This is a genomic window from Streptomyces albipurpureus (genome assembly GCF_023701525.1).
GTDB lineage: Bacteria > Actinomycetota > Actinomycetes > Streptomycetales > Streptomycetaceae > Streptomyces > Streptomyces albipurpureus.
On record NZ_JAMQAW010000007.1, the window covers coordinates 280,574 to 296,578 of the forward strand.

At 69.8% G+C, this 16,005-nt stretch carries 12 protein-coding genes and 1 pseudogene; all 13 read right to left on the reverse strand.

What is annotated here, in order from left to right; all coding sequences use genetic code 11:
* Positions 1-23: 23 nt before the first annotated feature.
* The 13 genes and pseudogenes from NBG84_RS08355 to NBG84_RS08415 all read right to left on the reverse strand — a co-directional run bounded on the left by NBG84_RS08355 (position 24) and on the right by NBG84_RS08415 (position 15,958).
* The gene (locus NBG84_RS08355) at positions 24-401 is read right to left on the reverse strand and encodes a hypothetical protein (RefSeq protein WP_250918651.1); all 378 of its coding nucleotides are present in this window, start codon (positions 399-401) and stop codon (positions 24-26) included.
* 765 nt (positions 402-1,166) lie between these two features.
* Entirely contained in the window at positions 1,167-1,772 is a 606-nt protein-coding gene (locus NBG84_RS08360) for a GOLPH3/VPS74 family protein (protein ID WP_250918652.1), read from the reverse strand.
* Between the two features lie 1,020 nt (positions 1,773-2,792).
* The gene (locus tag NBG84_RS08365) at positions 2,793-3,281 is read right to left on the reverse strand and encodes a S26 family signal peptidase (protein WP_250918653.1); all 489 of its coding nucleotides are present in this window, start codon (positions 3,279-3,281) and stop codon (positions 2,793-2,795) included.
* A complete protein-coding gene (locus tag NBG84_RS41040; RefSeq protein WP_250918654.1) occupies positions 3,278-3,601 on the reverse strand; it encodes an ATP-binding cassette domain-containing protein in 324 nt (107 codons plus the stop codon). The genes NBG84_RS08365 and NBG84_RS41040 overlap by 4 nt, the downstream gene beginning before the upstream one ends.
* Entirely contained in the window at positions 3,598-5,487 is a 1,890-nt protein-coding gene (locus NBG84_RS08375; protein WP_250918655.1) for an ABC transporter ATP-binding protein, read from the reverse strand. The genes NBG84_RS41040 and NBG84_RS08375 overlap by 4 nt, the downstream gene beginning before the upstream one ends.
* Positions 5,484-6,029, reverse strand: coding sequence for a TlpA family protein disulfide reductase (locus NBG84_RS08380; protein ID WP_250918656.1), 546 nt, complete (start codon positions 6,027-6,029; stop codon positions 5,484-5,486). Before NBG84_RS08380 ends, NBG84_RS08375 begins: the two co-directional genes overlap by 4 nt.
* 98 nt (positions 6,030-6,127) lie before the next feature.
* Positions 6,128-6,658 carry a MauE/DoxX family redox-associated membrane protein gene (locus NBG84_RS08385; RefSeq protein WP_250918657.1) on the reverse strand — a complete coding sequence of 177 codons (531 nt, stop codon included), beginning with the start codon at positions 6,656-6,658 and terminating at the stop codon, positions 6,128-6,130.
* On the reverse strand, positions 6,655-7,755 hold the full coding sequence (locus NBG84_RS08390; RefSeq protein ID WP_250918658.1) for a hypothetical protein: 1,101 nt from the start codon (positions 7,753-7,755) through the stop codon (positions 6,655-6,657). The genes NBG84_RS08385 and NBG84_RS08390 overlap by 4 nt, the downstream gene beginning before the upstream one ends.
* Positions 7,756-8,581: 826 nt before the next feature.
* Positions 8,582-8,653: pseudogene (locus tag NBG84_RS41360) on the reverse strand (hypothetical protein); the annotation flags it as partial.
* Positions 8,654-9,319: 666 nt separating this feature from the next.
* Positions 9,320-9,829 (reverse strand): VTT domain-containing protein, encoded by a 510-nt coding sequence (locus NBG84_RS08400; protein WP_250918659.1) that lies wholly within the window; start codon positions 9,827-9,829, stop codon positions 9,320-9,322.
* A 59-nt stretch (positions 9,830-9,888) separates the two neighbouring features.
* On the reverse strand, positions 9,889-10,689 hold the full coding sequence (locus NBG84_RS08405; RefSeq protein WP_250918660.1) for an SDR family NAD(P)-dependent oxidoreductase: 801 nt from the start codon (positions 10,687-10,689) through the stop codon (positions 9,889-9,891).
* Between the two features lie 12 nt (positions 10,690-10,701).
* Positions 10,702-11,640 carry a helix-turn-helix transcriptional regulator gene (locus NBG84_RS08410; RefSeq protein WP_250918661.1) on the reverse strand — a complete coding sequence of 313 codons (939 nt, stop codon included), beginning with the start codon at positions 11,638-11,640 and terminating at the stop codon, positions 10,702-10,704.
* Between the two features lie 508 nt (positions 11,641-12,148).
* Positions 12,149-15,958: an nSTAND1 domain-containing NTPase gene (locus NBG84_RS08415; protein WP_250918662.1), complete on the reverse strand. Its 3,810-nt coding sequence runs from the start codon at positions 15,956-15,958 to the stop codon at positions 12,149-12,151.
* Between the last annotated feature and the right edge of the window lie 47 nt (positions 15,959-16,005).

The window sequence follows — 16,005 nt, forward strand, 5'->3', positions numbered from 1 at the left end:
GCAGGTCGCCCTGAGCGAGTGGGTCAGATTCTGATCGTGGGGCTGTAGTAGGTGTCGGCGGTGATCTGCCATCCGAGGGCATAGTCCCTCGACCCGGCGGGGCAGGTGATCGTGCCGGAGAGGTATCCGCCACGCGCGGACAGGTTCTTCTTCAGCTCGTAGACGCGCTGGCCCGAGCTCCCCTGACACGTCACGCCGAACCGGCCCTTGACGGCCTTGTTCGTCTTGTTGACGAAGTTCACCCGAACCTTGTTCGTGGCGACCTTCTCGATGCACCGCGATATCTTCGTGCCTGAGCAGTGCCACACACCGGTGGCGGCAGCGGCTCGGGGTGCGGCCTGGGCTTCGGCGACACTGACAGAGGTCCCCATCAGCGCTATCGCGGCGACGCTCGTGGCCATCATTCGAGCTGTAGTTCTCACGTTTCCCCGTACTTTCCCAGTGTGAACAGGACGTCTCCGACTGGATGTTCCGTGCCGGAGCCGAAACCAACTTCTTCGAGCGGGACGAGTCAATCATGGCGGTCGGCCCGTTCGCGATCGTGTTTCCACACTGCGGCCGGGACTCCCTCCCGACGGCACCTGACAGGGCCACAGGGCCAGGTGACAAGGTCCAGGCTGACACAACGCCACCCATGAGGGCGTCACGGCATCCCTTCTGAGTTCGAACAACTCCGGATTTCGGCGCTGCTGAGAGTGGTGGGCATCTGCTGTCCGGGGCTCGGGTCCTACTCAACTCCCCTGCCGAGTACCGCTCCACTACGGCTGGACGTCGAGGAGGGTGAAGGAAGACGGCCGCACCTGGTCAGGTGTGCGGGCCGGTGGCCCGGGGGCTGGCCGCGGGCGTCCGGACTGGTCTGTTCGGGCGGCGCGTTGTCCGACCTCACGGATCCACCGGTCGGCGCGGAGCGATGGCCTCGGGCGCAGGGCCTCGGGCAGAGGGATGAGCCGTGTTGCCGCCGGGTACCAGCCGAAGGGGGAGTCATCGGTCGCCGGTTGGTAGTACGGACCGTCGCACGCCGAGACGCGGCGCCGGCCGGTCGCGGCGAGGGCTGGCTCGGCGGTGTCTCAGGGGACGCAGTGATCAGACTGCGTCCCGGCTGTTTCCCCTGCTTCGGGGCGGGCGACTGTTCACTCCTGCCGTCGGGCTTGGCCGCGCCCTCCGGCTCACACTCCACGCCAGACATTGGCGAAGGCCGCGCTCTCGATGGACCGCCTCTGGCGTACGGCCTCCAGTTCCATCACCGCGTTGTGGACAGCGGCCACCACGGCCGTCACCGCTTCGTCAGCGAGGCCAGGCTCATCGTCGGATCGTTCGGCCCGGATGCCCACGACCGAGGCAAGGGCGCACAGGACGGGTTCCTTCTCCTCCCAGCGGGAGACCGCCAGGCGGCGCGCGGGAGTATCGACCGGTTCCACACGTCGTGGTCCGAAGGGCGAGGCGCCGCTTCGCTTGCGGGTCAGCTCGCCGTCCTCCTCCAGGGCGGCCTGGTACGCGGCCGCCAGGTCTCGGCCCCGGCGCCATAGCCAGTCCTCGATCCGCTCGTAGGGTGCCTGCTGGATGAGTCCCGCGGCGGCCTCGGCCGCAAGCCGATCGTCCAGTGTCAGCGGCCCCTCCGGCACGATGCGGTCGTCGTCCACCGCGACCGTCCCCGCACCGATGAGATCGATCAGCTCGGCTCCCGCGAGTGCGAGCGACAGGTCACCCTGCCCCACGGAATACTTCGCTCCCGGGTCCAGGGTGATGATGAACAGGTCTCTCGCCGTGGTCATGAGCGGCTCCCCTCGGAGACATCGGCAAAGGTGCGCCCTCGCCACCCGGCTCGTATGGGGGCCCGCCCGGCGGCGGAGGGACTGTCACGATCAGTATCACCCCTCCCTCGCGGCCGAAGCCCATCACCAGGCGGTGGGAGTCTTCGCCGGCGTCCCCACACAAGGGGCCTCGCTGTTCTGGATCCCGGCCGCCCGAGAAGCCGGAACCCTTGTCATCCACCTCGACGCCCGCCGCCGCACCCTGCCTCGGCAAACTGCCGTACGACCTGCTCGACGTCTCGCACAGCCAGCGGGAGACCCCGGGAGGAGGACATGCCCAAACGACGCCGGACGAGCGACAGGGGACCTGAAACCGGGCGGTCTTGTCTTGACCCGTCCCTGGCGACAGACACCGGGATGTACCAGGGCGGACGGGCGATCTACCGGGCCCGGAGCGCCAGGGCCGGCATCCCCGTCACCGTGGCGCTGACCGGCCACAGCCACATCCAGAAACCACCATGGATCAGACCACTGGTCAAGTGGAATGCGTCAGACCGGCCCCACTCCCTCACGTGTGCCAACGCGCGCTCCACGCCTACGACCTGGGCAGACTGACCCAGACAGACATGCAGTAGAACCGTCCCTCCCCCGCACCCCGGCCGGCCGGTCACCACACCGGCCGGCGAGGGGCTGCCCCTCCTTGCCGACAAGACCGCGTTCACGGCCGCGGGCCCGGAAAAGGGCGACCGACCCGACCGCGTCATCTACAGCGCGTCGAACGTAGAACCTCTTGAACGGGCCGTCCCCGCGACGTAGCACCCAGGCCCAGAAGTACGCCCATCATCTCTGCCCCACCGCAGACGGTGGCCCGGGAACACGCCTGGTCCGGTGACTGCGGCGAGGAGTTGGGCGCAGGCTGTGAGGAGGGTCGGTGTTCCGTAGATGGGGGCCGGGGTCAAGGGGGCAGGGCTTGGTGGGGTCGGTGTGCGGCGGTGCCCGGGGCGAGGAGGGCGGTCAGGAGGTTCGCTGCGGCGCGGGGCCTCACCCACCATGCGGATTCGGGTGCATGCTCCCACCTGCGGCATCTGCCGGGGCCGCTCGGCCCAGGACGCGTACCATTACGCCCAGGACCTGGTCCACCGGGCAGGGACCGTGGTACCGGGAGTCGTCGCTGTAGATACTGTCGCCGACCACCGCGAGATGGCCTGCCGGTACTGGTTCAGCGCCGAACGCGTCACCCGCCAGCGCGACCGCCCGCTTGATGAACCACTCGGTGGCCGTCAGGTCCCCGGAGACCGGTGGCCGCTGTCGCCACGAGGTGACCACATCAGGGCAGGCGACCACCACGATGTCATCGCGCCGCAGTCCGCGCCAGCCGCGCCTGATGAGAACCCGGTCACCGTCGGACAGGGTGGGTACCATGCTGTACCCGCGCACGGTGACGGCCACGTAGCGGTGCCGTACCCACCACGCGGCGAGGGCGGCGCCCGCGCAGAGCAGCGCAGCGGGCAGGACGAGGGGCCATGTCATACGATCCTGCCGTCCGAGTCGCGGCGGGCCACCACGTCAGGGGCGTGGGTGGCCGGCATCATGGTCATGGCTGAGACCGGCTGCTCCAGCGCTCCAAGGAGGTACCTCAGGGTGGACCTGCCGGAGCCCGAAGGGCCGGTCAGGGCGACCGTCTGGCCCTCCTCGATCGCCAGGCCCACCTCGTCGCGGGCCCGCACCGGGGTTCCGCGGCCGCTCGCGTACGTCTCGCACAGGCCGCTGACCTCAACCAGGGGGTTCTGCCGGTTCGCCGTGCCCCGGCGGTTCCCCCGCGCCGCCGCCCCGTCCGCAGGGTCGCTCACACCGCCACCTCCTCGTCCTCTGCTGCGTCGTCGGTGTATCCGGATGCCTGGAGCGCGAAGAGCCGTGCGTACTCACCGCGCAGGGCGACGAGTTCGCCGTGGCTGCCGCACTCGCTGATTCTGCCGCCCGCCAGGACCACGATGCGATCCGCTCGGCGAACGGTGCCCAGCCGGTGGGAGATCAGCAGACTGGTCGTACCCGCGCGGTGGGCCCGCATCCGCTCGTGGAGGCTGTGTTCCGCGGCGGCGTCGAGGCCGGCGGTGGGCTCGTCCAGGATGATCAGATCGCGGTCATCGCGCAGCATCGCGCGAGCCAGCGCGAGGCGCTGCCACTGGCCGCCGGACAGGGCCACCCCCACCGACGGCTCGCCCGTCTCCTCGTTGTCGGCCTCGGGGAAGGTGCGGGAGAGCAGCGTGGCGTAGCCGCGCGGCAGTTCGCCGATGAAGTCGTGGGCGTCGGCGCGACGGGCCGCGTCGGCGATCCGTCCGGGGTCGCCGAGATGGCGCAGGTCCCCGATGCCGATGTTGTCCGTCGCCGACAGGTCGTAGGCCACCCGGTCCTGGAACACCGCGCTGATCCGGTCCCGCAGCCGCGCCGGGTCCATCTCGCGGATGTCCGTACCGTCCCAGCGCACGGTGCCCCGCGTCGGGTCGTACAGTCGGCAGACCAGCTTGACCAGAGTGGACTTGCCAGCACCGTTGAGGCCGACGAGGGCGACGGACTCGCCCCTAGTGATCGTCAGGCTCACCCCGCGCAGCACCCAGGGCCCGTCGTCCTGGTAGCGGAACCAGACGTCGTCGAACTCGATGCGGTCCGCGAGTGGCGACAGGGGTACCGGGTCGGGGGGCACCGGCAGATCGACGGGGAGGCGGTTCACATCCACGTAGTGACGGAATGTCAGCAGGCTCTGATAGCCGCCGGTGATGTGGGCGATCATGGTGGACAGCGCTCCCTGTACCCCTGCGGACGCGGTGAGGAAGGCCGATACGTCGCCGACGCCGAACCGCCCTGACAGCGCGCCGTTGACTATCCACACCAGTCCGCCCGCGGCGATGAGCACACTGAGCACCACGGGCGGCGACTGGGAGGCCAGTACCCGCCGCTCGTGCCGCTCCTCCGCGGCGTTGATGTCCCGTGTCTCGGAGTCCATCCGGTCGAGCAGAAAGCCCCCGGCGCCGAACAGCCGCACCTCCTTGACCGCGGAGACGTCCAGCATCAGTCCCTGGTAGAAGACCTGGCGCCGGTTGCGGGGGCTGATCCTCCACAGCAGTGCGGCCTGGCGCCGGGTGAGCGAGATCTGAACCAGCAGCACGGGCACCGCCGCGGCGACGGTGACGACCGTCAGCCACGGGGAGATCGCGGAGAGGACCGCGACCATCCCCAGGACCGCGATGGACTGTTGGACCAGGCCGGACATCGCGGTGGTGATCCCGGCGGGTGCGCTGATCGCCGAGTCCTGGGCCAGCCGCAGCCGGTCCAGGAACTGCGGGTCCTCGAACCGCGACAGACCGATGAAGCGGTTCACCTTTCCGTACAGGCGCTGCTGCGCCAGATGTGCGATGCCGCGCTGGAGCCGGGCCTGGGTGTAGTCCGCCGCGAGCGGCAGTAGGGCCATCAGCGCGGTGACCGCGCCGAGTCCCGTCGCGAGCGCCAAGGGGGAGGGTCCGGATGTGTCCCGGCCGTACTGGAGCGCGTCGAAGAGCCACTTCGTCAGCAGGGTGAGGGCGGGGGGCAGTAGCCCCTGCACCACGGTCAGCAGAAGGTGGCAGACGAAGGCGACCGGGCCGGCGCGCCAGGTCAGCCCCAGCGCGGCGCCCGCGCCGGCGACGAAGCCGCGTGGCCCACCGAGCCGGTGCGCCCCGGGCTCCCCCCGGCCCGCGTTCACGCCGGCGTGCGGTCCAGCACCGGATTGGTGCCGGCGCGGGCATAGGTGACTTTGCCGTCCGGGTCGACCAGCACCGTGGTGGGCGTGCCCATGATCGCGTACTGCGTGGACAGCGGCCCCGCGGCCTCCTCCAGCACCACCATCGCGACCCCGTCGAGCGGGGCTGCGATCTCCCGGGCCTTCTTCTCTTCCCCGGCGATCACCACCACCATCTGCGTGGCGTCCAGGCCGGCGAGCCGGGCGAACTCGGGCAGGTCGGCCGCCGCTGAGACGCAGATGGAACAGTCGGTGGACAGGAACGTCAGTGCCGCTTCCCGGCCTAGGAGGGCGTCCGAGGCCACCCGCGTCCCGTCGGTGGCGACCGCGGTGAAGGCGGGCAGCGGCTCACCCGTCGGAGGGCCGGATTCCACGGTCTCGGGATCGAACAGCCGCTTGCGCTCCTCCTCGTGGCGGCGCAGCCGCCGGATGACTGCGAGGATCAGCACCAGGTTCAGCGCGGTGACGGCTCCCACGAGCAGCAGTCCGATGGACACGTAGACCATGCCACTTCCCTTTCGTCGGGGTGAGTCGGGTATGTCGGGGCATCGCGTGCGGGGGCGGTGTGGTGCGGGTGGGACGGTGCGGGCCGCGCGCCGCTGTGTCAGGGCGCGGCCAGCAGGTCGGCGATGTCGTCGAAGAAGGCGGTCACCACGGTGATCACCACCGCCGCGGCGGCGCACAGGACCACGGCGGGCAGCGCCGGTGAGGTCCACGAGGCGGCTCCGGCTCCCCCCAACCCCAGGGCCGCGAGGCCGAGCAGAGGCGTGTTGCGCACGATGTGCCGTCGGCCCAGCCGTGCGGTGGGACGGCCGAAGCAGGCGCACGACACCTCGGCGCGGGAGACGGTGGCCACCACGGCGGCAGCGGTGAACCCCGCGGTGAGCACGACCGCGGCGATGAACCCGGGCCGTACCGTCTGCACCGGGCCGAGCAGCGCGACGGCGGTGACGCCCTCCACCGCGATCAGGGCGACGGCCGAGGGCCGGGCCAGGCGGCGGGCGCCGGGGCCGACCCGCCGCAGCAGGCCGTCCAGCATGGCCCGGGTCTCCCCGAACGACCGCGCCTTGGCGATCGCGGACACCAGGAGGACCCCGGCGAGCGCGAGCCGCGCCATGAGCACCGCGTATGTCATGCTCGCTCCTTCGCCAGCAGTCGGGCCGTGGGCTTACGCCACTGCATCGGTACGGGGACCAGTCCGGCCGCCGCGGACAGCACCGCGCCCGTGCGGACGATCCGGGCGCCCGGTACGAGCAGGTCGCCCGCTCCGGCGCCCGGCGTCAGCCATGGCGCGGTGATCTCGCCGCGACGCGTCCCGGCAACCGTGCCCAGCAGGCCGATGAGCGTCCCCTTCAGCAGTACCGGCCGGATCGTCGCCTCCTCGCCCCAGCCGACCGCCCGCAGCAGGGCGGATTCGGACGCGCGGTACATCACATCGTCCACGGGCACCGGGGACTGAGGCGCCGTCGTCATGACGACGGCGACATCGGTGGACCGGGCCCGCGCCGAGATGGTCGCGCCCAGCGGCGAACCGGCGGGTGCTCCCTGGAAGGTGAAGGCCGCCGCGACTGGCAGCAGGGTCGTAGAGACGGGCACGACGGTCTGCCGGTAGGACGGGTATGCCTGGTCAACGAGCCATTTCACCGCCACCGTCGCCGTCGAGATGAGTACGAGCGGCGGCTGTTGGAGGTACGCGGCGGGTGAGGGGGCGGGCGACAGCGCGCCCTTGCACACCTCTTGGCGCCCGCCCGGGGGATGGACCGCGAAGTGACGGTTGGTCAGGTCCCGGTGGGCGCGGTTCGCCATCGCCTCCTCCGCTGCGGGGCCGGGCCGGGCCTCTGGCGGATGCGGGGTGATGGAGAAGGTGGCCCGCTTCTCCCTGACGGACGACTGCCCCCGGCCGTACCGCCGGTGCCGGTTCGTTTCGCACGTCCCCCAAGCGCCTTTCGATAGCTGTCGCGCGAGGCCGACAAGGGTCCCGGCGCGTTGCGGCCGGTGTCCGAGCACGGCGAGCGGCGGCGCGACATCCGACCCCGGAACGCGCCGCACGGTGGCGACCTGATTGAGGGTGATGGCGTCGCGGACGTCCGAGATGGAGTTGGGCCGGATCGGCCGCAGGGGCTTCTCCGGCTTCTGCACCGCGTCGTGGCGGCGGACCAGGGTGCCCTGGCCGCGCTTGGAGACGGCGCCGGTGAGGGTCCGCCTGCTGGACTCCGTGGTGGCCGTCAGCACGTTGGCACCGCGATCGGTATCCCGGCGAGGAGAGCCATGGATCTGGCACAGTGAAGCGCCGGATGGCGCCGCATCAGGCGGAACACGGGCCCTCCTCGTCGGGTTGTGGTCAGCGGACGGAAGGACTGGTCAGCAGGTCAGGACACCGCAGTTCTTCCAGGCACCGCAGGTCACAACGGGGCAGGCGCTACCACCCACGCGGCAACACCGCTTCTGCAGCCGGGTGGCTACGCATGCGCCGACCTGGACATAGGCAGTTTGACAAGCGCCGGTCGCACAAACTCCGAGGCACGCGTTGTCGGCGGCTGAAGCCTCGGTCTCGGGGGCCAGTTTGCTCAGCAGGGTGTCGCCGAGTCGGGTCAGGAACGTCACAGGTTCGCCTCTCTCATCGGTCGTGCACCGTGGCGGTTCCGAGTGCCCGGGGGTCATCCCCATGGGTTCTCGGAACCCGGGACGGCACGTCCATCCTGAACGCGTTTTGGAGTAGACCATTCACTCCCCGTCATCACCACAGGCCAATCTGCATTGTGATCCAGGCCACATCGGCAGATTGGCGCGTACCCAACTTCCCTGTCTCAGGGGCCGGTTGTTCCTCCGGCCGTAGCTTTTCACTCTTCCGCAGGTCAGGGCCGAGATGGAGGTGTCGAGTGCGGTCTGTGCGCACTCCGGCTCGGGTCGGGGCCAGCGGCTGAACACACTCCGAATATCACGAGATACCGATGGAGCCTGCGTGATATTCACGCTGGATCCGGCCAATGGCTTCGACCGTCTGGTCGTCCGCGAGGAGAAGGGCGACGACTTGCTGGTCGTCCACCGGTAGCTCCAGCGTCTCGCGGAGTAGTCGAAGCCGCTGCCCGGCCGGGTGGCTGAGCCGGAGAGCGCCGCGTCGCCGCACCACATGACGGTTCAGACGGCGGGTGAAGTCGGGCCCGGCGACTGGGCTGAGCTCAGCCGTGGGCCATCCGGGATTCTCCAGCCCGTACCTCTGTCCCGTGGACCAACCGAATCAAGACTCGAACGGGAACCGCGTCCTCACCGGCACGGCGAGTGCTTCAACGACAGCGGGCTCGCGACCGACTGGTCCGTGGGCAACAAGGACTTCCACGCGCGCGGCACCCTCAACGAGAGTCATGGCAGGGGCAGTCAGATCTCGTTCAGGTTCTGGAGGAAGGGGCGTCTGCGTCAAACCCACCGGGTGGACGAACAACGACGGACAGAGGGCTCGGCCCTGGCACCAGAGGGATCATGGTTCGCGCAACCTCTCGCCATGGTCCCTCCAGCCGTGTCCGGTGATCGCGGACTGGAGCCTTGGACGGGGCAGCTCAGCACCTCGACTACACGATCAGAGCCAGCGCACCCGCGCTTCGGCGGCGGCCGTGGGCGGTTTGAACGGGGCGACGGCCTTCTGGGTGGCGTTGAGAAGCGGTGCCGGAGACGTTCGTGGCGCTGCGCGCCAACGTGCAGGCCCGGCCGCGGAGTGGCTCGGGCGCCGCGGAGCCCTGATCGCCGAGGGCGACCATAGCCGTACGCCTGTTGTCAACGGCCGACCGCCGACCGCCAGCGGTTACTCATCACTGGTCCCAGCGCCACCCGCGCCCCGTGCGGCGAGTGCTCGATGTGTCTCCACCTCCGTGAGCACCCGGTCCAATCGCCGAGAACGGCGCAGCAGAAGGGGGGCCCGAGCCCCGCCGAGGGCGAGGAGTGTGACGGGGACCGGCCGGCCCACCAGAACCGCCACGGCGATCGTCCAGGGCGGGACACCCACCAGCGCGCACATCACCACGGCGGCCCGGGGCGTCCAGGGCAGCAATGCGAGGACCGCCACGGCCCAGACCCCGTACTGTGTGATGAGCCCGCTGACCTCGCGCAACTCCTCTCGCTGGGGGGCCAATCCGCCGATGGTGCTCAGCAGCCATGGCCCTGCCGTCTGGAAGACCAAGGCGGTGAGGAAGGCGCCCGTGGCCGATGCGAGCACGAAGGTGAGCGCGATCATGCGCCAACGTCGCGGGTGGAGCGCCGACAGCCCCATGAGGAGCAGCTGGTTCGGCAGCACCGGCAGGGCGTAGTCACTCATGGGAAAGACGGAGAGCGTCGGGAGGAACCACGGCCTGTGCGCGGCGCCGTCGAGACGTATCAGAAGACGACCCGCGCGGCTGGTGGGGTGTGCCGCGACGACCTTCGGGGCATCAGCCATGGCGCAACGCCCGGTATCCGAGCGAAGGGGCGACCCGCATGAGGGCGGGGAGAAGGCGTGCCTTGCCGATGTAGATCTCCGTCCTGTCCCGGCGGAGGCCGTCGATCACCGCGTGTGCCGCCTGTACCGGGGTGATCTTTCCCCGGCCGCGGCCGGCCGTCATGTCGGTCGACCAGGGGGAGGATCGCGTCGATGACGCGGATGTGCGGGGCCGCGTCATCGCACTGGTAGCGCAGCGCACGGGTGAAGGTCCGCACCCCCGCCTTGGCGGCGCAGTACACCGGAGCCGAGGGTTTGGGGATGACGGCCAGCCCACTGCTGATATTGACGATCGCGGCTGAGGGGTGCTGCTTCAGATGGGGCAGGAGCCCGGTGGAAAGGGTGATGACCGCGTCGAGATTCACGGCGAGCTCACGGCGAAGGAGCGGTCGGATCCGGTGCGGGTCGGAAGTCAGGAAGTCGCTCAGGTTCTGTACGCCCGCGTTGTTGACGACGACGGACAGCCCGGGATGGCGTTGGGGCAGTTCGTCGGTGTAGGCGTCCACGGCTTCGGGGTCCGAGAGGTCGACGGTATCCGTCGACACCAGTGTGCCGTGCTCGGCCGCGAGTTCCGCGAGGCCCTTGGGGTTGCTGCCCACGGCCACGACATGGGCGCCGAATGAGACCAGTTGGCGGGTGAGCTCTCGTCCGATGCCGCGCGCGCCGCCCGTGACGAGCGCGGTTGTGCCGTTGAGTTCCATCGAGTCCTTCTCTTACGGGTGCGTGGTGCGGGTAGGCGCCTGCACCGGCGGTGACAGCCGGAACGCCGCTCGATATGCCGCCGGTGTCATGGCGGTGTGACGTTTGAAGTGGCGGGTGAAGTGAGGCTGGTCGGCGTAGCCGCAGGCGAACCCGACCACACCCACGGGGTGCCGGCTCTGCATGAGGAGTTCGGCGGCGGCCTCGGTGCGTACGGTGGCGATGAGTCCGCTGAAGCCGCCGACTCCGGTGAGCCGCCGCTGGATGCTGCGCACGGGAAGGCGCAGTTCGGTGGCGAGATCGGCAAGCGCCCATCGCCGGGCGAGATCGGCGCGGAGCATTCTGCGGGTCCGCGCTACCGTGTCCTTGCCGGTGTCCGCCGTGCGGACGCGGACGTCACGGGCCGCATCGGACCAGGTGAACCGCCACCAGCCGCTGTCATCGGTGGGTGGTGGTGCGGTGAAGGCGCCGTGTGCCATCACGGTCACGGGCCGGTCGCGGCCCACGGTGACCATCACGTCTCCCGCACCCGTCAGGGACAGCAGTGCGGTGAGCACGCCCAGTACCAGCGCGTCCTCAGCGGGCTCGGGCGGTGCGGAACGCGGCCCCACGTGCTCGGCGACCAACCGCCCGGGACCCTGCTCCACGATCTCCACACGATGGCGGGAGTGGGTGAACCGCTCCAGTCTCTGCCACCGGTGGAACAGATCGTGGGGGTCGACCGCGCTCAGGAGTGCGGAGACGGCGGGATCGGAGGTGTGCGCCGAGAGCAGCGATCCGACCCGGAGCAACGGCAGCAGACCGTACTCCCGGGCCACACCGGTCAGGAAGCGACGCTTCGCATCGAACGGCAGCAGCGCGCCGTCCCCCGTGGGGGCGACGGTGTGTATGCCCTCGGCGGCCAGTGCCCCCTGAACCAGCCCGACCAGCCGGGCGCTCGCGTACTCGTCCATGGACACCCCTTCCTCGACCACCTGGTGAACACGCTACGTCCGCGGGGCTGCGATGTCTTGAACGATCGCGCCACCGCGCACCGGTCGAGCGGGATGTTGCGGAAGGGTGCTGTGATCGCCCTCTGGCCGGCGTTCGAGGGCAGAGGTGACGTTGTGTACGCAAGGGGCGAGACGGGGCAGTGGTCCGCTCGGTGGGAGGCTTCACCATGGTGGGGTCACGGTGAGTGCGCCGGCGGCGGTGTGTGCGCCGACGCAGGCACCCTGCCCTGTCCATCGCTACCGGCGACAAACAGGCGATGAGGTCCAGCGCTACCGGCGATAGGCGGGCGACGAACTCGACGTCGGCCGCGCCTAGCCGCTTGCTACCCGGGGGAGTCCCCGAGATCCCGCACAGGTGTGTTCGTCGAAGCCGTTGCATGACGGTGCCCCAGTCGACCACGGCGGAGTGGCCCACCATGGAAAGGACAACCCCCGCTCGGGGTCATGCCTCCACCCCGGGAGCATCCGCCTAACGGCGGGGCTTTGCGCAGGTAGAGCGGTAGGAAGCCGTTCTGACATTGGCTTTCCAGTCGGTTTCGGACAGGCCGGTGGCGACCCGAGCGCATACGCGGGCGATCAGGCTGGCCGGGTCAAGCCGGTAGTTCTGTGGTGGCATCCTCCCGTAGGTGGCGTGTAGGGCGCGCGAGTCGGAGCTGAAGGAAAGCGCCGAGACGGTGCTGCCCCCGGTGGGCAGGGACATACCGAGCCTTCGGAGGGACGGCACGTCCCACAGCCGCACCGAACCCTCGGAACCGGCGGCCAGGGTGCGGTTGTCCGGTGAGAAGGCCAGTACCTCAGCGGCGTCGGACGGTTCGGCGGGGTCCGCCGGGAATTCGGACAACCGCCGTTGCTTGACCGGGTCCCACAGGGCGACCCGGCCGAATCTGTCAACCGTCGCGAGGAACTTGCCGTCGGGACTGTAGGAGAGGGCATCCACGCGTTCGTAGACCAAGGGCGTGGAGGTCATCCGACCCGATTTCACCTCCAGCAGATTTCCGCTCGCTGACAACACCACACCGTCCCCGGGCCGGGAGGCCAAAGCGCCCCACAACCCCGGGACCGTGCGGATCAGAGTGCGGGTACGAAGATCCCAGTGGTCCGCCGGCAGGGAATCCGACCGGGAAACGAACAGGGACTTGCCGTCCGGTGCGAAGGCGATGTCTACCAGGTGGTGTTGGAAACCGTAGGCTTGCACAGTCCTGCGGATGACGGCCGTGGTCCGACCGGTGCGGACATCGACGACCACCAGGGTCTCCAGGAGAGTGCCCTGCCCTGCCTGGGTCTGCGAGCCGAAGGCAGCGGCACGCCCGTCCTGGCTGAACGCCATGACCACCGGGCATTCTTGGGTCGGTGATGCGGAGGGTGGGGTGCAGGCGTGCGAGAACTCGGTCACCGGGCCGCCTTCGCCGCTGAGCTTGAATCGCAGCCTGCCCGCGCTCGTGGCGACCCGCACCGAGGCCAGGGTGCGGTTGCCCGGGCCGGGGGCGGCCACGATTCTCGTGTCGGACCAGTCGGATGTCACCGCTCCTTCGATACTGAGGGAGCGAACCGTCCTCCCCATCAGATAGCGAATCTGCCGCTGCTCGATGTCGACGACCAACTGCTCCGGACGGTCGTCGAGCACGGCGTACTGGAAGGCGGGGGGTCCCTCGTCCTTGGATATGCGCAGCAGCTGGATCGAGCCCTTGCCCTGTGTCCCCAGATAGTCGCCATCAGAGCTGTGGGCGATCCTGCGATCAGCGGTGTTGATGGTGTTGGTCAGTTGCCTTCCCGAGGCGATGTCCCACACCCGCACACCCGCAAGGCCCTCCTGAGCAAGGCGTTGGCTGCCCTTGGTGAAGCGGAGTGAGAGGTGGCAGGTCCGCACGGGGTCCTTGACGTCCCTGGGCCCACTGGCCTGGGGCGCCCAGGGCGCGTCCACCGGGCGACGGGTGGCCACCTCCCACAATCGGACCTGCCGACCCGCCTCACAGACGGCTACCAGACGGTCGTCGGCACTGACCGCGGTCATTCCCCCCGTCGGCAGAGTGGCCCCAGGTGATACCAGCTGCCAGAGCACCCTCCCGGTCTCCACCTCCCTCAGCTGCACGGTTTCCTTGAAGGGGGGTGTTTTGGAGACGGAGCTGACGACAATGGTCCGGCCGCTGGAGCCGAACTCCGCCATCCTTCCGGGTGCCTTCCAGTCCCCCACCCGGCCCGTCCGGATGTCCCACAGCACTGTGTCCTCGATTCCCACGGCGAGCAGATGCCCATCGGGGCTCATCCCCTGGACGCGTTGGGCATGGGCGCCCAGGCCCGGGAACGTACCGGTGCGGCGGTGGGTGGCGACATCCCAACGGACAACCTCCCGGGTGCCGAGCCTGAGCAGGGATCGGCCGTCGGCCGTGAGGAGGAACCGAACGTGAGGGTCCGCCGCTCCCGGGTCAGGCGCGATGAAGACGTCGTCCTCCTTCTGCGTGGCGGCGGACATCAGGGCCGCGCGGGTTTCGGGCAGGTCCGCGATCCGATGGGCTGCGAGACCGAGCCGCATCGCCGTCTTGGGATCGCTTCGGCGAATGTTCTCGGTGAGTGCGGCGATCCGGCGGGCCTCGTCCCGGACTTCTTCCCGGTTTCGGGACCGGTCCTGCTGCCAGGCGATTCCGCCGACGAGCAGGGCAAGGACCGCGATCAGCGACAGTACGGTCCGCAGCCGACGCAGACGACGCGAGGCGCGGACGGCCGCCTGCTGCTCCTGCCCACGGGCGGCGGTCCCGGCGGTGAGGAAGGCGCCTTCGAGCGGAGTGAGCTGATCCGCGTCGAGGTGTTCCTCCGCCTGGGAGAGGCGGGTGCCCCGGTAGAGGGCGCCTGGGTCGCGCTCCAGGGTGTGCCAGGTGTGTGCGGCCTCGGTGAGAGCGCGATGGATGCGCAGGCGTTCGCGGGCCTCGTCGATCCAGCCCCGCAGTCGCGGCCAGGCGGTGAGGAGGGCCTCATGGGTGAGTTCGAGGCTCTGGTCGTCGAGCGTGACGAGACGGGCCTGGGCGAGGGCCTCGATCAGGCCGTTGCTGTCACCGCTGGTGCGGAACGCGTCGAATTCGCCGCGGGTGAGGGGGCGACGGGTGTCGGGGCTGTCGTCGTGGCCGGGGGCGACCAGACGCAGCAGGAGCTGCCGGAGGGTGTTCTGCTGGGATGCGGTGAGGTGGGTGTAGAGGTTTTCGGCGGTGGTGGCGACCGCTCCGTCAAGGCCCCCGGCCTCCTCGTAGCCGGTGGTGGTGAGGATGCGCCCGCTGCGGCGGTGCCAGGTTTCCAGCAGGGCGTGGGAGAGCAGGGGCAGCGCACCGGGGCGGCCGTTGACGGTGTCGGCGAGACGGGCGGTCAACTCGCGTTCCACGATGAGTCCGGCCGCGGCGGCGGGTTTGACGATGGCGTCGCGAAGTTCGGGCGGCGTCATCGGTGGCACGGGAAGGTGCGCGTCACGCAGCGCGTCGGCGAGGTCGGGGTGTTCGACACAGTGACGGTAGAAGTCGGCACGGGCCGCACACACCACCCGTAGCCGACTGGCGGGGTCACGGGCCTCCAGCAGCATCCGGACGAAAGCATCACGCTCGTCGGGGTCCTGGCAGAGAGTGAAGACCTCCTCGAACTGGTCCACGATCACCAGCACGTCCCCGTCGGGTTCACCACCCTGGCTGGTACGGGTATCGGTGAGGAGATGACGGTGGGTGCGCGCGGGAGAGGGCCCGGGAGTGAGGATGCGAATCCCCGCAAGTGCCGGAGTCGATGCCGTTGTCCTCGGTTCGCGGAGTGCCGGTATCACCGCCGCCCGCAGTAGTGAAGTCTTCCCGCTGCCGGATGGCCCGAACACCATCGCGAAACGTTGCCGAGCGATGAGGTCAAGGACATCCGCGGTGATCTGGTCTCGACCGAAGAACAGGTCGCTGTCGCTGGATTCGTACCGGGCCAGTCCCCGGTAGGGCGACGGCTCCGTCCGGTCGGCCGCGGCGGTGTCCCGCACGGCTGCCCCTGCCGCCCGCCAGCGGGCCTCCCACTCCCCCACATCACCACCGCACGCCCGCACATAGGCCAGCGCCACCTTCAAGCTGGGCAACTCCCGGCCGGACGCCGCCAGCGACAGCGTGGTCACCGAGAAACCCGCCTCGCGCGACAACTCCCGATAGGTCGGCTGACCTGCCTCCGTCCGCAACTTCCGCAACGCATGGGCGAACTCCTGCACCGGCCCCGCCTGTGGATCCACCGGAACCTCACGACGCCCCGCCACCAGCCACTCCCCCGCGTAACTCATCTCATGTGCATGGCCGATCGCCACAGTACGGGACATCAACCCCCGCG

Bases quoted from the DNA above. Each gene is read 5' to 3' on its own strand.
- NBG84_RS08380 (WP_250918656.1), bottom strand. From the start codon at position 6,029: ATGGTCTACGTGTCCATCGGACTGCTGCTCGTGGGAGCCGTCACCGCG.
- NBG84_RS08360 (WP_250918652.1), bottom strand. From the start codon at position 1,772: ATGACCACGGCGAGAGACCTGTTCATCATCACCCTGGACCCGGGAGCG.
- NBG84_RS08405 (WP_250918660.1), bottom strand. From the start codon at position 10,689: ATGGAACTCAACGGCACAACCGCGCTCGTCACGGGCGGCGCGCGCGGC.
- NBG84_RS08385 (WP_250918657.1), bottom strand. From the start codon at position 6,658: ATGACATACGCGGTGCTCATGGCGCGGCTCGCGCTCGCCGGGGTCCTC.
- NBG84_RS08365 (WP_250918653.1), bottom strand. From the start codon at position 3,281: ATGACATGGCCCCTCGTCCTGCCCGCTGCGCTGCTCTGCGCGGGCGCC.
- NBG84_RS08415 (WP_250918662.1), bottom strand. From the start codon at position 15,958: ATGAGTTACGCGGGGGAGTGGCTGGTGGCGGGGCGTCGTGAGGTTCCG.
- NBG84_RS08355 (WP_250918651.1), bottom strand. From the start codon at position 401: ATGGCCACGAGCGTCGCCGCGATAGCGCTGATGGGGACCTCTGTCAGT.
- NBG84_RS08410 (WP_250918661.1), bottom strand. From the start codon at position 11,640: ATGGACGAGTACGCGAGCGCCCGGCTGGTCGGGCTGGTTCAGGGGGCA.
- NBG84_RS08400 (WP_250918659.1), bottom strand. From the start codon at position 9,829: ATGAGTGACTACGCCCTGCCGGTGCTGCCGAACCAGCTGCTCCTCATG.